Origin of the sequence: Streptomyces shaanxiensis, assembly GCF_039537145.1 — a bacterium.
GTDB lineage: Bacteria > Actinomycetota > Actinomycetes > Streptomycetales > Streptomycetaceae > Streptomyces > Streptomyces shaanxiensis.
Genome location: NZ_BAAAZY010000032.1, coordinates 27332 through 44818, shown reverse-complemented (window position 1 = coordinate 44818; position 17487 = coordinate 27332). Strand labels below are relative to the sequence as shown.

Sequence of the window (17487 nt, the reverse complement as noted above, 5' to 3'; positions counted from 1 at the left end):
CCGGGGGAACTGCGTCGCCAAACGGGGAGGGGCGCGTTCGCCATGCCCAAGTGGGCCCTTCTTTGTTTACTTTCGAGCCTCACGGCGACCGTCGCCCCTGGTCTTCCTCTGCATGCAGGAAGGGATGCTCCCTTGCGTTCCAGACCCCGGGGGTTCTCAAGACCGACCCCCAGAGCCACTCGGCTTGTTCTGCTCCTCGGTGCGGTCGCGATCCTGGCCCCGCTCGCCGGGCCGCCCGGCCTCGCGATGAGCCCCACCGCAGTGGCCACCGCCCGCTCCAGTGACAAGCCGGACGACTGGTACGAGACCACGCCCGACGAACAACTGCGGTTCGACCAGTGTCTGATGCACGACGCGCTGCGCTTGGGCGCCTCCGGCATGTACACCTTCGCTCAGAACGCCCTGAATCAGACGCCGGAAAAGCTGCGCGAACTGGCCACGCTGGACGGCGCGTTCGACGGCCCCCTGCGCCAGGCCCACGAAAAGGACAAGACCGACTGGAAGGCCATCTGGGAGAGGCTGCACGCACGCCGGGACGCGTGGGAGAAACCCCTGGATGGCCTGACAAATCCGCACGGGTTCACCGATGCCTCGTTCCACTGGGTGCCCGGCGTCCGCGAGGGCGAGGACTTCTACGACCAGACGGGCCTCGGCAAATGGGCCGGCGGTCTTCCCGACTGGAACAAGGAGTTCAACTTCTACGAGCCGACGCCCGAGGCTGACGAGAAGACGCTCAAGGCCGTCACTGACCTGGGCGCTCCGCTCTACGGTGAAAAGCCCTATGACCCATCCCTGCCTGGTGAGGAGCGGAATCGGCAGTACTACGAGAGCCGAGCGTTCGAGTACCTGACCGAGGGCCTCCATGGCAAGGGTGCGGACGACGCCCGTCTCTTCCTCGCCTCCGGTGGCTGGCCCCGTACCGCTCCTCAGGCCGGAACCCCTGAGCACCGGATAGCCGTCGAGGACCTCAAGACCCGGTTCGCCTCGTGCGCCTGGCGCGATCCCATGGACCCGAACAAGACGCTGCGTCAGGTCGAGGACACCGCCGCGGCGGAGTGGCAGCAGGAGATCGCCTCTCAGGCAGGCCCCCGCAACCAGATCCTGAACGCCAATCGTGACGCCACGACAGCCCTCGCCAAGGGCTCGGAGGCGATGGCCGACATGCTCGGTCAGTCCTGGATCGCCGACCACCTCACCCGCTGGCAGGACTACTACAGCCCCGGAGGTGTCGGCTGGATCGGCGACGCCAGTACGGTCGTCGAGGTGCCGGCCGCCAAGGGCATGTGCCTGGACGCGCAGGGCGGCAAGAAGGACAACGGCACGCCGGTACAGGTCTACACCTGCAACGACTCCGCCGGTCAGCAGTGGCAGATCATCGGCTACAGCGACGGCTACGCGCTGTGGAACGTCAACGCGATGAAGTGCCTCGACGTCAGCGGAGGCAAGACGGACAACGGCACGAAGATCCAGCTGTGGACGTGCAACGGCAGCAAGGCACAGCAGTGGAACTTCGACGTCCGCGCCGCCGGCGAGCTGCGGAACGTGGCCACGGACAAGTGCCTGGACCTGAACACCTTTGACAAGGGCCGCGACTCGTGGCTGTGGACGTGCAACGGTACCAACCCGCAGAAATACAAGGTCGTCCCGAAGGGGCACAACGGCGAGGTTCAGCCCCCGGCTCACTTCACCCAAGCGAAGAAGGGCATCGCGGACGCCCAGGCGCAGGCCAAGAAGCAGCTCGCCGCCATCAAGGCCCAGCTGGAGATCGCCAAGAAGGCCGCCAGCGCGTCCGACGCCGCCGTCAAGTCCGCCTACGGGATCGCCGACGGCAACGGCGCCCCGCGCGGTCGTGGTCTGCTGGCCGGCCAGCAGAAGGCGCAGGTCACCAGGGGCGCGGTTGCCGCGCTCGAAGCGCTGGTGAAGGCCGGTGAGACCGCCGAGGCCGCGACCCGCGCCGCCGCCGGCAACAGCGCGACCGTCGCCCAGCGGGCCCTGGCCCAGGCCGCGCAGGCGAAGGCGGAGTTCCGCAAGGAGGCCGCGTACGCCGCCGAACTCCAGGCGAAGGCGGCGGCGGACGCGGCGAAGGTCCACCGGGACAACGCCAAGAAGGACAAGGAGACAGCCGAGGCCAAGCTCCAGGTCGCGCTGAAGGCCGAGGGCGACGCCAAGGCGGCCGCCGCCGACGCGCACGCCAAGCGGCTCGCGGCGGAGGCCGAGGAGAAGACGGCCAAGGCGGAGAAGGCCACCGCTGCCGCCAAGCAGGCCGAGGCGGCCCAGCACAAGCAGACCGCTCAGACCGAAGCGGCGAACGCGCAGAACGCCAAGGAAAAGGCCGAAGCCGCCGAGCGGACTGCGGTTGCGCGTAAGAACGACGCAGTCAAGGCCCGCGACAACGCCAAGGCCAAACGAGACGACGCCTGGGAGGCCGAGCAGAAGAGCGACGCCCTGCGCGCCAAGGCCGACGCCAAGGCCGCCTACGCCGAATCGCTGGACGCGGGCGACGCGGCGACCGAGGCCCGGGCCGCCGCCGACGAGGCGGACCAACACGCAGGCGATGCCGAAGCGGCGGCTTCCAGGGCCCGTTCCGCGGCCGACGCAGCCACGCAGGCCGCGGCCGCCGCGGACGCCGCAGCCACGCGCGCCGAGGCAGCCGCCAAGCGGGCCCGCGCCCACGCGGACGACGCCCAGGCGGCGAAGCGGAAGGCCGACGCCGCGGTGAAGACGGCGACCAGCGCCGCAGCGGACGCCATCCAGGCCGCACAGCACGCCGCCACCGAGGCGAAGACGGCCGTCGCCCTGGCCGAAGCGGCGGAGGCGCACGCCAAAGACGCCAAGAACCAGGCGAATGCGGCCATAGCGGAAGCCACCAAGGCGATCGCCGCCTCGGCGAAGGCCGCCGGCTTCGCGTATGTCACCGCGCAGGCCGCCGCCGACGCCGGAAACGCGGCCGCCCAGGTCGCCAAGCCGGCCAACGACGCGGTCCAGCTCGGCTCGCCGTATGTCACCACCGATTCGGCCGCCGGCCTTGTGGTGCTGAGCGGCCAGGCGTCGAAGACGATCGCCGAGCAGCAGAAGGCCGTCGCCGACGCGCACGCCAAGAACGCGCAGGCAGAGGCCGCCGCCGCCAAGTCACTGGCGGACAAGGCCACGGGCGACGCCAAGCAGGCCTACGTTCACGCGGCGAACGCCGCCGGGCACGCCTCGGACGCCCGAGGCTTTGCCAAGGAGGCCCTCGGTTACTCGGCCGCCGCCGCCAAGGCCGCCTCGCTCGCGTCGGCGTCCCTGGCCCGCACAGTCGATTACCAGCGTCAGGCCACCGAGGACGCGGCAGCCGCCGACGCGGCGGCCGGGCGAGCCGAGGGCTACGCGGCGGATGCGCGAGCCTCCGCCGACCAGGCCGCCCTGGACGCCGCAGCCGCCCGAGCCGCAGCCGCGGAGGCCGAGCAGGCCGCCAAGGACGCCCGCGCCGCGGCCGACCGTGCCGACGTGGCCGCGACCGAGGCCGAACAGGCGGCGAAGGACGCCGACAAGTACGCCAAGGAAGCCCAGGAGGCCGCGGAACGCGCGGAGGCCAAGGGCAACAACGACCAGATCGCGAGCGGCGTCGGCACCGGCGTCGGCAATGTGTTCTACGTCGTCGACCGCATCGAGCCCGTCGGTGAACCTGAGGTGATCAAGAAGGAGAACTGCAACGTCGTCGTCCACTTCGGCGACTGCGTGATCACCGCGGTCATCACCTTCGACGCGTACGTCGACCTCTTCCTCTGCACGGCCGAGGACATGCCCGCCACCCAGTTCGGGTGCCCGGCTTCGGCCACGGTCTTCCTCGGCCCCCAGGTCCTCAAGGGGCAGAAGAAGGAGGTCACGCACACCATCTCGATGACCGAGTTCAACGAGGGCATCGACCCGGTGAAGATCCTCCTCGGTGACTTTATCGAGTGCGCCAAGAAGATCGCACCCGGCGGTGAGAGCGGCAGCTGGGGCGCCTGCGGCTGGGCGGCGACCTGGTTCGTCGGCGGCAAGACCCTCCAGGCCATCGCCGACGGGATCCACGCGCTCAATGCCGCGCTGCACACCGGTGTCGGGGTCACCGACGCCTTCAAGGCGCTGCGGGCCCTGAACCTTGACGCTCGCGCCATGGCGCATATCGAGGAGACCGTCACCACCTATCAGGCGATCGCGACGGCCTGCCGGACCAACAGTTTCCCGGGCAACACCCAGGTGCTGATGGCCGACGGGACGCGTCGGCCGATCCGCGACGTGCGCATTGGTGACCAGGTCCTGGCTGCCGACCCGGGCACGGACGACGTACGCCCGCAGGCGGTCACCGACACGTTCCGCCACGACACCCGGCACCTGGTGGACATCACGGTGAGCGGGGGTGTCCTGACCAGCACGACCGGCCACCGGATGTACGTCGACGGACGCGGCTGGACCACCGTCTCCGACCTGAGCACGGGTGACCGGCTGGTCACCCCGGACGGGTCGGTCCGCACGGTGACCGCCCTCCTGGACCGGCCTGGTCTAGCCTCCCGGGAGGTGTACGACCTCACCGTCGACGGACTGCACACCTTCTTCGTCCGCCCGCAGGGCATCCGTACCGCGGACGTCCTGGTCCACAACTGCACGAGGCTGGGGGCGGATGAGGGCATAGCCGGGGCGCACACGATCGAGAAGCACGTCTCAGCCGCCGCACGCGCAGGGGCGTGGGACAGGGCGCAGAGCGTCTCGGGCGGTGTCGTGGGAATCTGGAAGGACCAGGCCACCGCGGAGCGTGCCGTCGCCAAGGCGCTCGACGAGTGGCAGAGGGTGCCCGGCAATGCCGACAAGCTGACGAAGTGGAAGGCCAAGGAGGGACAGAAGCAGGCGAAGCCGGGGTACATCTTCAACTGCGACAAGGACTGTCTGCCGATCGTGTGGCAGGTGCGGAGCGAGGGGTCGCTCGGAACCGTGTACACGAGGGGCGGTGTGCGAGCAGGTGAAGCGGCCGGCAACGAGGTCCGGATCATGCTGCGGTACGTGAAGGGCCACAAGCCGACCAAGTTCGTGGTCTACACGTCGTTCCCGCTGCCGAAGCCGTAACACCCGTCCACAAGGAGGGCACGGGCACCCCTCACCCGGGCGCCCGTGCCCTCGCCCATGCCGCAGGAGGCTGAAGTGACCAGGCACCGAGAGATGTACTACGTCGACTACGAGGGCGACTTCGGGCTCACCGGCCTGGTCGGGAGCCTGTGCTCCCGGACCGGGGCGCCCCTCGACGCTCCGGCGGTGCTGGCCCTGGCCGCACGGACGGCGTCCGAGGACGATGACGTACAACTCGGCAAAGACGTACGGCTCCTGCTGGAGTCACCGCTGCCCGGCGAGGTGATCCGCACGGTGTGGCTGGCCGCCGTGCATGAGCGCTTCGACCCGGCCGACTACGCCATGGACATGCGCACCTGGCTGCACCGGATCGCTGAGGTGTGCCCGCTGCGCAGCCCGCAGCGGGACGAGGGGGAGACCGCCACCCTCGCCGAGCGGGCACCGGTCGTTCCGGAGGACGAACTGCGTGCGTCCGTACTGGCCGAGATCGGGTGGGCTGCCTCCGCGCTGACGGCCGCCCTCCCGGAGTGGGATCTCGTGCCCGCTCTGCGACAGGTCGTCGCCGAGGCCGACGCCGATCTGGGCTTCCGCCTGTTCCTGCGCGCGCTCAAGGCGTACGCCGTGACGGTGGACATGGACCAGTACGACCGCCTGCTGGCCCTCGGCGACCGGCTCGCCTACCCCCTCACCGCCGTCTTCGCGGGCTTGAATGTACGGTGGCCGCCGCTCGACCCCGGCCGACGGGACTTCGCGTTCGGTTTCGGGCTCCCGGGACTGTCCGGGATGTTCGACGGCGAGTGGAACACCTGGCGGTACGAGGGCACGGGCACCCCGAGGGAGCACGTCGAGCGACTGGCCCACGCCGACAGCGGTATGCCCCCGGGTGCGCAGGCGGCCGTACTGCTGGAGGACGTGACGCGCCTGCTGGACTCCGCCCTGACCGATGACACCGTCACGGTCCTGTGGCGCACCGCCGCGCGGCGTCTGCACGCCGTCGACGCGTTCGACGCCGATGGACGGACCTGGCTCCGGGAGATCGCCGCGGTGTGCACGGAGCGGCTGACAGCCACTGCCCCCGCCTATGCGCCCTTCGTGTCGCCGCCCCGCACCGACCTGATGAATCCGGTCGTACAGGAGGTCCAGGACATCACCCAGCAGCTGAACCGCGCGACGGGGATCGACGTGACGGCCGCGACGCTGGAGCGGATCGTCACCTCGGTCGACCCCGACCTCGGTTTCCGGCTCCTCCTGCGCATCGCCGAGGCGTACGACATCCCTGTCACGGCTGCCCAGTACACCCGGTACCAGACGCTGGGCGAACGGCTTGGCTACGCCAGGAGCCAGGTCACCGACGCGGTGGAAGAACTCGTCGGACACGACTGAACCGAGGCGGAAGGAGGGACCGTTGAGAACCCAGCTGAAACTGACCCGCGACGGCGACGCGTTCATCGCCCGGCTCGCCCCCCGTCAGGTGGCGGCGATGTACGAGGCGCTGAGTCACCTGAGCGAGCAGGACTACGGTGACACGGAGCTGACCCTGTTGGTCGGCGCGGGCCGGGAGCCGGTCGAGGCCCTCGTGGAACGCCTGGCCGGACGGCACACGGAGTCACGCGACTTCCGCCTCACCATGGAGGAACTCCACATGGTGCACAGCGCGCTGACCGCCGCGCCCACCATGTTCCTCGAGCGCGGTGGCCTCTTCGCGGAAGAGCCGTTCAATATCCGCCTGGGCTTCTACCGGGAGAACTTCTACGCCCTGGCGTCTGCCGTCCTCCGGGCGGTGGCCGAGGCGTGACACCCGGCGCAAGCCACTGAGCACACAAGACTGAGGGCGCCCCCTGCCGCAGGGGGCGCCCTCAGCGTCGTACAGGAGCCTTGCAGCGGCTCGCTCGGGCGGTCAGTCCCGCGACCCGCCCCCCAGGTGGTGCACCCGCACCATGTTCGTGGTCCCGGGAACCCCAGGCGGCGACCCCGCCGTGATCACCACGATGTCGCCCTCGTTGAACAGCCCGAGCTTGACGATCTCCTGGTCCACCAGGTCGACCATCTCGTCGGTGCTGTTGACGAACGGCACCACGTGCGGCTCCACGCCCCAGCTGAGCGTCATCTGGTTGCGGGTGCCCTCGTCCGTGGTGAAGGCGATGATCTGCTGGGCGGCGCGGTAGCGGCACAGGCGGCGGGCGGTGTCGCCGGACTGGGTGAAGGCGACCAGGCCCTTGCCGCCGAGGAAGTCGGCGATCTCGCAGGCGGCACGGGCCACCGAACCACCCTGTGTACGCGGCTTCTTGCCCGGCACGAGCGGCTGCAGGCCCTTGGCGAGCAGCTCCTGCTCGGCGGCGGTGACGATCTTCGACATCGTCTTGACGGTCTCGATCGGGTAGGCGCCGACCGAGGACTCCGCCGACAGCATGACCGCGTCGGCGCCGTCCAGGATCGCGTTGGCCACGTCGGAGGCCTCGGCGCGGGTCGGGCGGGAGTTGGTGATCATCGACTCCATCATCTGGGTCGCCACGATCACCGGCTTGGCGTTGCGCCGGCACAGCTCGATGAGGCGCTTCTGCACCATCGGGACCTTCTCGAGCGGGTACTCGACGGCCAGGTCGCCGCGCGCGACCATCACGCCGTCGAACGCCAGCACGACGTCCTCCATGTTGGCGACCGCCTGCGGCTTCTCCACCTTGGCGATGACCGGGACGCGGCGGCCGACCTCGTCCATGACCTTGTGCACGTCCTGCACGTCGTCGGCGTCCCGCACGAAGGACAGGGCGACCAGGTCGCAGCCCATGCGCAGCGCGAACCGCAGGTCCTCGATGTCCTTCTCGGACAGCGCCGGCACGTTCACGGCCGCGCCCGGCAGGTTGATGCCCTTGTGGTCGGAGACGACACCGCCCTCGATGACGATCGTCCTCACCCGGGGGCCGTCGACCTCGGTGACCTTCAGCTCGACGTTGCCGTCGTTGATGAGGACCTGGTCGCCCTTGGCCACGTCACCGGGCAGGCCCTTGTACGTGGTCCCGCAGATGGACTTGTCGCCCGGGACGTCCTCGGTCGTGATGACGAACTCGTCACCGCGCTCCAGCTCGACCGGGCCCTCGGCGAAGGTCTCCAGACGGATCTTCGGGCCCTGGAGGTCGGCGAGCACACCGATGGGCCGCCCGGTCTCCGCGGCGGCGGCCCTCAGGCGCTCGTACCGCCCCTGGTGGTCTGCGTGGGTGCCGTGGCTGAAGTTGAAGCGGGCCACATTCATGCCGGCCTCGATCAGCGAGACGAGCTGTTCATGGGAGTCGACCGCGGGGCCGAGAGTACAAACGATTTTCGAACGGCGCATGGTGACGATCCTATCGGTTTGTTTCGCCGCGGAATATTCCGTCTGGTGGAAGATACAAATGAGCTGGGCTTTGCTCAGCCGTGTTACTCAGGCGTTGTCCACGCGGCGGAGCCGCATATCAAATACGCCCGACCAGTGCGTAGGTCTGTGTCGCTATTTCCAGTTCTTCATCCGTCGGCACCACGGCCACGGCCACGCGCGCGTGCCCCGGCGAGATCAGCCGCGGCTCGTCGCTCCGTACGGCGTTCAGCGCGCCGTCCACCACCATGCCCAGCTCCTCCAGGCCCGCGACCGCGGCCTCGCGCACCGGCGCCGCGTTCTCGCCGACCCCGGCGGTGAAGGCGATCGCGTCCACCTTGCCGAGCACCGCGTAATAAGCACCGATGTACTTCTTCAGACGGTGAATGTAGATGTCGAACGCGAGAGCGGCCCGCTGATCACCCTCGTCGATCCGGCGGCGGATCTCCCGCATGTCGTTGTCTCCGCACAGACCGATCAGCCCGCTCTTCTTGTTGAGAAGAGTGTCGATCTCGTCCGTGGACATTCCGCCAACACGCATCAAATGGAAGATGACGGCCGGGTCCATGTCCCCGGAGCGCGTACCCATCACGAGCCCCTCCAAAGGCGTCAGCCCCATGGAGGTGTCCACGCACTTCCCGCCCCGAACGGCTGACGCGGACGCGCCGTTGCCGAGGTGCAGCACGATGACGTTCACGTCCTCGGGCGCCTTGCCCAGCAGCTTCGCGGTGGCCCGGGAGACATACGCGTGCGAGGTGCCGTGGAAGCCGTACCGGCGTATCCGGTGCCGGTCGGCGGTCTCGACGTCGATCGCGTAGCGGGCGGCCGACTCCGGCATCGTCGTGTGGAACGCGGTGTCGAAGACGGCGACCTGCGGGAGATCGGGCCGCAGGTGCCGGGCGGTGCGGATGCCGGTGAGGTTGGCCGGGTTGTGCAGCGGGGCGACCGGGATCAGCCGCTCGATCTCGGCCAGCACGGCGTCGTCGATGACGGTCGGCTCGGTGAAGTGCCGGCCGCCGTGCACCACCCGGTGGCCGATCGCGGCCAGCTCGGGCGAGTCGAGCCCGAGCCCGTCCTTGGCGAGCTCGGCCGACACGGCCTTCAGGGCGGCCTCGTGGTCCGCCATCGGCCCGGTCCACTCACGGCTCGCCCCGCCGCTCGCGAGCGGCGTGTGCTTGAGCCGGGAGGACTCCTCGCCGATGCGCTCGACGAGCCCCATGGCCAGCCGGCTGCTGTCACGCATGTCGAGCAGCTGGTACTTCACCGACGAGGAGCCGGAGTTGAGGACGAGGACGCGGGACGAGCTCACTGGGCGGTTGCCTTCTCGCTGGGGGACTGGGCGGGGGACTGGGCCTGGATCGCGGTGATGGCGACGGTGTTGACGATGTCCTGGACGAGGGCGCCCCGGGACAGGTCGTTGACGGGCTTGCGCAGACCCTGCAGCACCGGCCCGACGGCGATCGCGCCGGCCGAACGCTGCACGGCCTTGTAGGTGTTGTTACCTGTATTGAGGTCAGGGAAGATCAGAACCGTTGCCTGCCCCGCGACTTCCGATCCCGGCAACTTGGTCTCCGCGACCGACGGCTCCACGGCGGCGTCGTACTGGATCGGCCCCTCGGTCTTCAGATCCGGCCGCCGCTCCCGCACCAGCTCGGTCGCCTCGCGCACCTTGTCGACGTCGGCGCCCGACCCCGACGTACCCGTCGAGTACGACAGCATCGCGATCCGCGCCTCCACGCCGAACTGCTCGGCGGTGGCCGCCGACTGGATGGCGATGTCGGCCAGCTGCTCGGCGTTCGGGTCGGGGTTCACGGCGCAGTCGCCGTAGACGAGGACCTTGTCGGCCAGGCACATGAAGAAGACGGACGAGACGATGTCGGCGTCCGGCTTGGTCTTGATGATCTCGAAGGCGGGCCGGATGGTCGCGGCCGTCGAGTGGACGGACCCCGACACCATGCCGTCGGCCAGACCCTCCTGCACCATCAGGGTCCCGAAGTAGTTCACATCGCTGACGACGTCGTACGCCAGCTCGACCGTGACCCCCTTGTGGGCGCGCAGCTGGGCGTACTTCTCGGCGAAGGAGTCGCGCAGTTCGCTGGTCGCCGGGTCGATCAGCTCACAGCCGGCCAGGTCGATGCCCTGGTCGGCGGCCGTCTTGCGGATCCGGTCGACCGGCCCCAGAAGCGTGAGGTCGCAGACGTTGCGCCGCAGCAGCACCTCGGCGGCGTGCAGGACGCGCGGCTCGGTGCCCTCGGGCAGCACGATGCGCCGCATGTTCGAGCGGGCCTGCTCCAGCAGCTTGTGCTCGAACATCATCGGCGTGACCCGGTCGCTCTTCGGCGCCGAGACCCGCTTCAGCAGCTCGCCGGTGTCGACGTACCGCTCGAACAGGCCGAGCGCGGTCTCCGCCTTGCGCGGGGTGGCCGCGTTCAACTTCCCCTCCAGGGAGAAGAGTTGCTCGGCGGTGGGGAAGCTGTAGCCGGGCACCGAGAGCACCGGAGTGCCCGGGGCGAGGCGGGCGGCCAGGGTGAGGACCTCGTCGCCGGGGCGCTCGTCCAGGGTGAGCAGCACACCGGCGATCGGCGGGGTACCGGCGCTGTGCGCGGCCAGCGAGCCGACGACCAGGTCGGCGCGGTCGCCCGGGGTGACGACCAGACAGCCCGGGGTCAGGGCGGTGAGGAAGTTCGGCAGCATGGCGCCGCCGAAGACGAAGCCGAGGGCGTCGCGCGCGAGCCCCGAGTCGTCGCCGAGCAGGACCTTCGCGTCCAGGGACTGGGCGATCTGGGCGACCGTCGGCGCGGACAGCGCCGGCTCGTCCGGGACGACGTAACAGGGCACCGGCAGCCGCGAGTCGAGCCGCTGGGCGATCTCGTCCCGGTCCTCCCGGGCGACCCGGTTCGTGACCATGGCGAGCACGTCGCAGCCCAGGCTCTCGTACGCCCGGTAGGCGTTGCGCGTCTCGGCGAGCACGGACTCGGTGGTCTGCTTGCGCCCGCCCACGACCGGTATCACGGACGCGCCGAACTCGTTGGCGAGCCGGGCGTTGAGGGACAGCTCGTCCGGGAGCTGGGTGTCGGCGTAGTCGGTGCCGAGGACGAGGACGACGTCGTAGTCGCGGGCGACGACATGGAACCGGTCGACGAGCGTGGACACCAGCTCGTCCGTGCCGCGCTCGGCCTGCAGGGCGGACGCCTCGTGGTAGTCCATGCCGTAGACCGTCGCCGGGTCCTGGGACAGGCGGTAGCGGGCGCGCAACAGCTCGAACAGCCGGTCGGGGCTGTGATGGACCAGCGGCCGGAACACCCCCACCCGGTCGACCTGCCGGGTGAGGAGCTCCATCACCCCCAGTTCCACAACCTGGCGGCCGTCGCCGCGGTCGATGCCGGTCACGTACACGCTGCGCGTCACGCGTGCTCTCCGTTTCGTCTGTCAGCGGCTTGGCGGAGCCTCGGTCGAAAAATCGCCCAGTGAGGTGAGCGAAACCCTCTTGACAATACCCTTGGCTGTGGATAAGGCGCCCGTCAGGTTCCAGGGTCGGACAGGGGCCTCGGGGACATGAAACAATCGGATTGGCTCACCGGTATCAACAGCGAGCAGGAGACACAGCACGATGCGCATCGGAGTTCTCACCGCAGGCGGCGACTGCCCCGGCCTGAACGCAGTGATCCGATCGGTCGTGCACCGAGCGGTCGCGCATTACGGCGACGAGGTGATCGGCTTCGAGGACGGATACGCCGGGCTCCTCGACGGCCACTACCGCAGCCTCGACCTGGACGACGTCGGTGGCATCCTGGCCCGCGGCGGCACGATCCTCGGCTCGTCGAGGCTGGAGCGCGACCGGTTGCGCGAGGCGTGCGAGAGCGCCGTCGACATCGCCCGTGACTTCGGCATCGACGCGCTGATCCCGATCGGCGGCGAGGGCACCCTGACGGCGGCGCGGATGCTGTCCGACGCCGGCCTGCCCGTGGTGGGCGTCCCGAAGACGATCGACAACGACATCTCCTCGACGGACCGCACCTTCGGCTTCGACACCGCGGTCGGGGTCGCCACGGAGGCCATGGACCGCCTGAAGACGACCGCCGAGTCCCACCAGCGGGTGATGGTCGTCGAGGTCATGGGCCGTCACGCGGGCTGGATCGCCCTGGAGTCCGGCATGGCGGCCGGTGCGCACGGCATCTGCCTCCCGGAGCGCGCGTTCGACCCCGCCGACCTGGTGAAGATGGTCGAGGAGCGCTTCGCGCGCGGCAAGAAGTTCGCGGTGATCTGCGTCGCCGAGGGCGCCCACCCCGCCGACGGCACCATGGACTACGGCAAGGGCGACATCGACAAGTTCGGCCACGAGCGCTTCCAGGGCATCGGCACGGCCCTGGCGTTCGAGCTGGAGCGCCGCCTCGGCAAGGAGGCCAAGCCGGTCATCCTCGGCCACGTCCAGCGCGGCGGCGTACCCACGGCGTACGACCGCGTCCTCGCCACCCGCTTCGGCTGGCACGCGGTGGAGGCCGCGCACCGGGGCGAGTTCGGCAGGATGACCGCGCTGCGCGGGACCGACGTGGTGATGGTGCCGCTGGCGGAGGCGGTCACCGAGCTGAAGACGGTGCCGAAGGACCGGATGGACGAGGCGGAGTCGGTCTTCTAACACCGGTCACGGGTCCGGCGGCCGGTCAAGGGCTTCCGGACGGACACAGGCTTCGCCCAGGAGCGCTTCAGGTCACGTACGCCCGAGGCGCCGCAGACGGCGGTATGGGCGGCCCTGGCGGGACGCCGACGCAGCAGGACATCCACACGATCATCCTGAGGGCTCAGCGGCCGCTCCTCTGGACCGTCGCCCAGAAGCGCTCCACGATCCGGTCCAGGAACTCCCGGCCGGCCGCACTGGAGTCACCGTTGCCGCCGCCCCAGCTGAGGGTGGCGGTCATCTGCCCCTGGTAGTCCTTGTGCAGCTCCTGGAGGGTGTCCTCCAGGACGCGCCGGTCCAGGGGCACCATCTTGTGGAGCGGGCGCACATACGCCTGCCAGCGCGTCGTCACGGCGCTGCGCAGCAGATCGGCGAGCTTCGCGTCGCGGCCCGTGACGGTGATGAAGTCCGGCAGCGACAGGCCGAGGACGTCGGCGAGGGCGGCGGACTGGCGGTCGGTGCCCTGCCAGTCGTCGTTCTCCTCCATGCGGAGATACGCGAGGACCTCGTGCCCGACGGTACGGGCCACGTCCTCGGGCGCCAGGCCACGGGCGATGCGGTGCTCGCGCAGCGTTCGCGGCTTGCCGAGCAGCTCACCGGGCGAGCACCACAGCACGCCCGCCAGAGCGGTGAGCTCGTGGCTGGTGGGGGCGGCGAGCTCGCGTTCCCATGCGATGACCAGGTCCTCGGTGACGTAGGGCAGCCCGTACGAGGCCCGCATGCCGTAGGCGACATGCTCGGGCCCCATGTTGAGAGCGGCCCGGAGGCTGCGGGCGGCGGGGGCGTTGAAGGGGGGAGTGGGCGGGGTACGGCGGCTGGAGCGGTTGGGGTGGTTCGGCTGGCTGGGCTGGTTCGGTTGGGCTGGGGGTCGGCGCACGGGGCACAACGTAGGGCGGCCGGGGTGGGGTGACTACGGTCTGTTCGGCCAGGATTACGGATTGTAGGAAGCTACGGCTACTGGCGAGTTCGTTCCCGGGGGAGATCGTCCGGGAGGGCTGGGAGGGCGGCGGGGTCGATGCAGCCCGGGCGGCGGGGGACGCGTCCGCCGGAAGGTGACGGTCGGTGAACGGCAAGGTCAAGAGGCATATTCGTGGACACTTTCGGGTGTCGATCTCTTGGCGGCCCTCGGCAGGGATGTTGCAGCCGTGGATCGTATGAGCGGACATCGAAGAGGCGTACGCCATGGCCGACGCGGTGACAGAGGGCGTGGAGGCGGGCCGGGGGCGGCTCGATTCCAGCGGTCGGGCCTCTGGGCGGCCCCCCGTACACCTCCGCCAAGTCGCCCGGGACAAAGGGGGGTTGGGTTCTGCGGCCCGGCGTACCGTAAGACACGGCAAGTGTTCGACGCGCTTCGGGGGATGCGGTGACTGAGGGCTCGTACGGCGATCATCTCGACTTCAGAGGGGGCCAGTTCCACGGCCCCGTGACGGCCAAGGTCGAGGTCCTCGAATACGGGCCGGCCCCCACCGCGCTGGACTCCCTGCCCGCCCCGACCGTCGGGTTCACCGGCCGGGACGAGGAACTGCGCACCCTGCTCGACGCCCTGGCGCCGACCGCGTCCGGCGGACCCGAGGCGGTGCTCGTCACGGCCCTGTCCGGGCTCGGCGGCATCGGCAAGACCGCGCTCGCGGTGGAGGCGGCGCACAGGGCATGCGCGCGGGGCTGGTTCCCCGGCGGTGTGCTCTTCGTCGACCTGCACGGATACGAAGACGATCCGGTCAGCCCCGACCAGGCGCTGGAGGCCCTGCTGCGAGCCCTGGGCATCGCTTCCCAGCACATCCCGACCCAGGCGGACGACCGGGCGGCGCTCTACCGCTCGACCCTCGTCCAGCGGGCGCGGGAGCGAGGGCCGATGCTGATCCTCGCCGACAACGCCTCGCTGCCGGAGCAGGTGCGCTTCCTGCGGCCCGGCGGCGGCGCCAACCACCGTCTCCTGGTCACCTCCCGCGAACGCCTGCCCCAACTGGCCGCCAGACTCCTGCGGTTGGACGAGCTCACCCCGAGCGCGTCGTACGAACTCCTCGACCGCGCCCTGCGGCTGGCCGACCCGCACGACAACCGGATCCGCCACGAGACCCGGGCGGCCGCGGACATCGCCGCCCGATGCGGCCACCTCCCGCTCGCCCTGCAGATCGCGGCCGCCCGCCTCGTCCTCGACCCGGGCAAGCCCGTCGTGGAACTCGCCACCGAACTCGGCGAGTTACGCGACCGCCTCGTCCACCTCGACGACGGCGAACGCAGCGTCCGCGCCGCCCTCGACCTGTCCTTCCGCAGACAGCCGGACGAACAACGCCGCCTGCTCGGTCTGCTCGCCCTCGCCCCCGGCCCCGAGGTCGGCACCCAGGTGATCACCGCGCTGACCGGCTCCGACACCCCGCCGGTCCGGGCCCTCGACGCCCTGTCCCGCGCGCACCTCATCGAGCCGGGGACCGCGCGTGGCCGGTGGCGGCTGCACGACCTCGTCCGGGACTTCGGGATGCTCGCCGTACGCGAGGACGCGGCCCTCGCGAGGGAGGGTGAAGCGGCGCGGACGCGCGTGCTCGCGTACTTCTGCCGCCACGCCGCGGCCGCGGACGCCCGGCTGCGATGGCTGCCCGGGATGCCCGAGCCGCAACTGTTCGACGACCGGGCCGCGGCCCTGGCGTGGCTGGACGCGGAGCGGACCGGCCTGGTGGCGGCCGTGCAGTGGGCGCAGGAGGAGCCGCACGCGGCCGCCGGGGTACGGCTGGCCCAACTGCTGGCCGTGTACCTGGACTGGCGCCGCTACTTCGACGACCTGATCGTGGTGAGCAGCGCGGCTCAGCAGGCCGCCCGGCGTGCCCTCGACCAGCGCGGCGAGGCCGCCGTCTGCACGAACCTGGGCAACGCCCTGGCGAGCGTGAACCAGGTGCGGGACGCGATCACGGTGCTCGTGGGCGCCCATGAGCTCTACCGGGAGGTCGGGGACGAGCACGGTGAGGCGATCGCCCTGAGCAGCCTCGGCGCACACCTGCGCGACGAGGGCCGGGTGGACGAGGCGATCGACGCCCTGCGCCGCGCCATCGAGCTGTACGGGACCGCCGGGGACCGGCACCGCGAGGCGATCACCTGGACCACGCTCGGCCTGGCGCTGGCCCAGGCCGGCCACATCCAGCAGGCCGTGGACGCCCAGACCCGCAGCCGAGACCTGTTCCGTGAGGTCGGGGACCGGCAGCGCGAGGCCATCGCGCTCAACAACCTCGGCAGCGCGCTGGACCAGGACGGCCGGACGGCGGAGGCGATCGACTCGTATGTGAGCGCGGTGGCGATCCACCAGGAGTTCGAGGACTGGTACCGGGCGGCCGGAACCTACGAGAACCTCGCCCGCGCCCACCAGGCCGCCGGCGCACTCGACCGCGCCCGCGACCACTGGCTCCGGGCCGCCGGTCTCTTCGACGGCGCCGACGCCCGCGTACGCGCGGCCCTGGCCCGTGACAACGCCGAGGCCGTCAGAAGGCGACTGGCGAGTCCGCCGGGCATGGGCACCCCGTCGGCGGCGACCGGCTGGGGGCGTGGCAGGCGCATCACCCCTTGACCGCCCCACCCAGCGCGAAACCGCCGCCCAGCCGCCGGGCGATCAGTACGTACAGCAGGATCACCGGAGTCGAGTACACGATCGAGAACGCCGCGAGCTGGCCGTACGCCACCATCCCGCGGTTGCCGAAGAACTCGTTGATGCTCACGGAGGCCGGCATCTGGTCGGGGGTGAGCAGGAGCATGAACGGGACGAAGAAGTTCCCCCACATCATCACGAACGAGAACACCGTCACCACGGCGACTCCGGGACCCATGAGGGGCAGCACGATCCGCACCAGCGACTGCAGCGACGACGCCCCGTCGGTCCAGGCCGCCTCCTCCAGCTCCTTGGGCACCCCGTCCATGAAGTTCTTCATCAGCCAGATGGCGAACGGCAGTTGGGACGCGGCGAAGAAGAAGATCGTCCCCTGCATGGTGTCGATCAGGTTCACCCGCACGAACAGGGCGTACACCGGCACCATGATCGCCGTGATGGGCAGGCACGTCGCGAAGAGGACCGTCAGCAGGAACGGGCGGTTGAAGCGCGACCTGAACCGGGACAGCGGGTAGGCGGCGAGCGCCGCGCACGCCACCGTCAGCGCCGTCCCTCCGCCGCACAGGAGCAGGCTGTTGAGCAGCGGGGTGAAGGTGATGTCCGGAGTCAGCACGGCGTCGAAGTTGTCCAGGGTCACGCCGTCCGGGAGCTTCACCTGGAGGTTCGCGTTCGTGTCCAGTGAGGAGAGGACCACCCAGGCCAGAGGGAGCACGAACGCCGCGGCCACCACCAGGAGACCGGCGTCGGCGGCCAGGCGGTGGGTGGTGCGTCGAGACGAGAGCGTACGGGCCATAC

At 70.3% G+C, this 17487-nt stretch carries 10 protein-coding genes; 5 read left to right on the top strand and 5 right to left on the bottom strand.

Annotation, left to right across the window (positions count from 1 at the left end; genetic code table 11):
* The first annotated feature begins 132 nt into the window (after positions 1–132).
* The 3 genes from ABD932_RS41340 to ABD932_RS41330 all read left to right on the top strand — a co-directional run bounded on the left by ABD932_RS41340 (position 133) and on the right by ABD932_RS41330 (position 6877).
* Positions 133–5082, top strand: coding sequence for an RICIN domain-containing protein (locus tag ABD932_RS41340; protein ID WP_425587591.1), 4950 nt, complete (start codon positions 133–135; stop codon positions 5080–5082).
* 75 nt (positions 5083–5157) lie between these two features.
* Positions 5158–6465, top strand: a complete 1308-nt coding sequence (locus tag ABD932_RS41335) for a hypothetical protein (protein ID WP_345021334.1) — start codon at positions 5158–5160, stop codon at positions 6463–6465.
* 22 nt (positions 6466–6487) lie between these two features.
* A complete protein-coding gene (locus tag ABD932_RS41330) occupies positions 6488–6877 on the top strand; it encodes a hypothetical protein (protein WP_345021332.1) in 390 nt (129 codons plus the stop codon).
* Positions 6878–6979: 102 nt separating this feature from the next.
* Here the strand turns inward: ABD932_RS41330 and pyk are convergent, their stop codons facing one another.
* The 3 genes from pyk to pta all read right to left on the bottom strand — a co-directional run bounded on the left by pyk (position 6980) and on the right by pta (position 11836).
* Positions 6980–8410 (bottom strand): pyruvate kinase, encoded by a 1431-nt coding sequence (gene pyk, locus ABD932_RS41325; RefSeq protein WP_345021331.1) that lies wholly within the window; start codon positions 8408–8410, stop codon positions 6980–6982.
* Positions 8411–8528: 118 nt separating this feature from the next.
* Positions 8529–9737 (bottom strand): acetate kinase, encoded by a 1209-nt coding sequence (locus tag ABD932_RS41320; RefSeq protein WP_345021330.1) that lies wholly within the window; start codon positions 9735–9737, stop codon positions 8529–8531.
* On the bottom strand, positions 9734–11836 hold the full coding sequence (gene pta, locus ABD932_RS41315; RefSeq protein ID WP_345021328.1) for a phosphate acetyltransferase: 2103 nt from the start codon (positions 11834–11836) through the stop codon (positions 9734–9736). The genes ABD932_RS41320 and pta overlap by 4 nt, the downstream gene beginning before the upstream one ends.
* A 202-nt stretch (positions 11837–12038) precedes the next feature.
* Between pta and ABD932_RS41310 the strand changes: the two genes are divergently transcribed.
* Complete coding sequence (locus tag ABD932_RS41310) at positions 12039–13064, top strand: ATP-dependent 6-phosphofructokinase (protein WP_345021326.1); 1026 nt, start codon at positions 12039–12041, stop codon at positions 13062–13064.
* 163 nt (positions 13065–13227) lie between these two features.
* Here ABD932_RS41310 and ABD932_RS41305 read toward each other — a convergent pair whose 3' ends face one another.
* Complete coding sequence (locus tag ABD932_RS41305; RefSeq protein ID WP_425587590.1) at positions 13228–13980, bottom strand: helix-turn-helix domain-containing protein; 753 nt, start codon at positions 13978–13980, stop codon at positions 13228–13230.
* 486 nt (positions 13981–14466) lie between these two features.
* Between ABD932_RS41305 and ABD932_RS41300 the strand changes: the two genes are divergently transcribed.
* Positions 14467–16656 carry a tetratricopeptide repeat protein gene (locus ABD932_RS41300; protein WP_345021324.1) on the top strand — a complete coding sequence of 730 codons (2190 nt, stop codon included), beginning with the start codon at positions 14467–14469 and terminating at the stop codon, positions 16654–16656.
* On the opposite strand, the gene ABD932_RS41295 is transcribed toward ABD932_RS41300, so the two are convergent.
* Positions 16646–17485, bottom strand: coding sequence for a carbohydrate ABC transporter permease (locus ABD932_RS41295; RefSeq protein WP_345021322.1), 840 nt, complete (start codon positions 17483–17485; stop codon positions 16646–16648). The two genes, ABD932_RS41300 and ABD932_RS41295, sit on opposite strands and share 11 nt — an antisense overlap.
* Positions 17486–17487 lie beyond the last annotated feature (2 nt).

What these genes read in the sequence shown, in the direction of transcription:
- pyk (WP_345021331.1), bottom strand. Translation starts at nt 8,410, where the DNA reads ATGCGCCGTTCGAAAATCGTTTGTACTCTCGGCCCCGCGGTCGACTCC.
- ABD932_RS41310 (WP_345021326.1), top strand. Translation starts at nt 12,039, where the DNA reads ATGCGCATCGGAGTTCTCACCGCAGGCGGCGACTGCCCCGGCCTGAAC.
- ABD932_RS41295 (WP_345021322.1), bottom strand. Translation starts at nt 17,485, where the DNA reads ATGGCCCGTACGCTCTCGTCTCGACGCACCACCCACCGCCTGGCCGCC.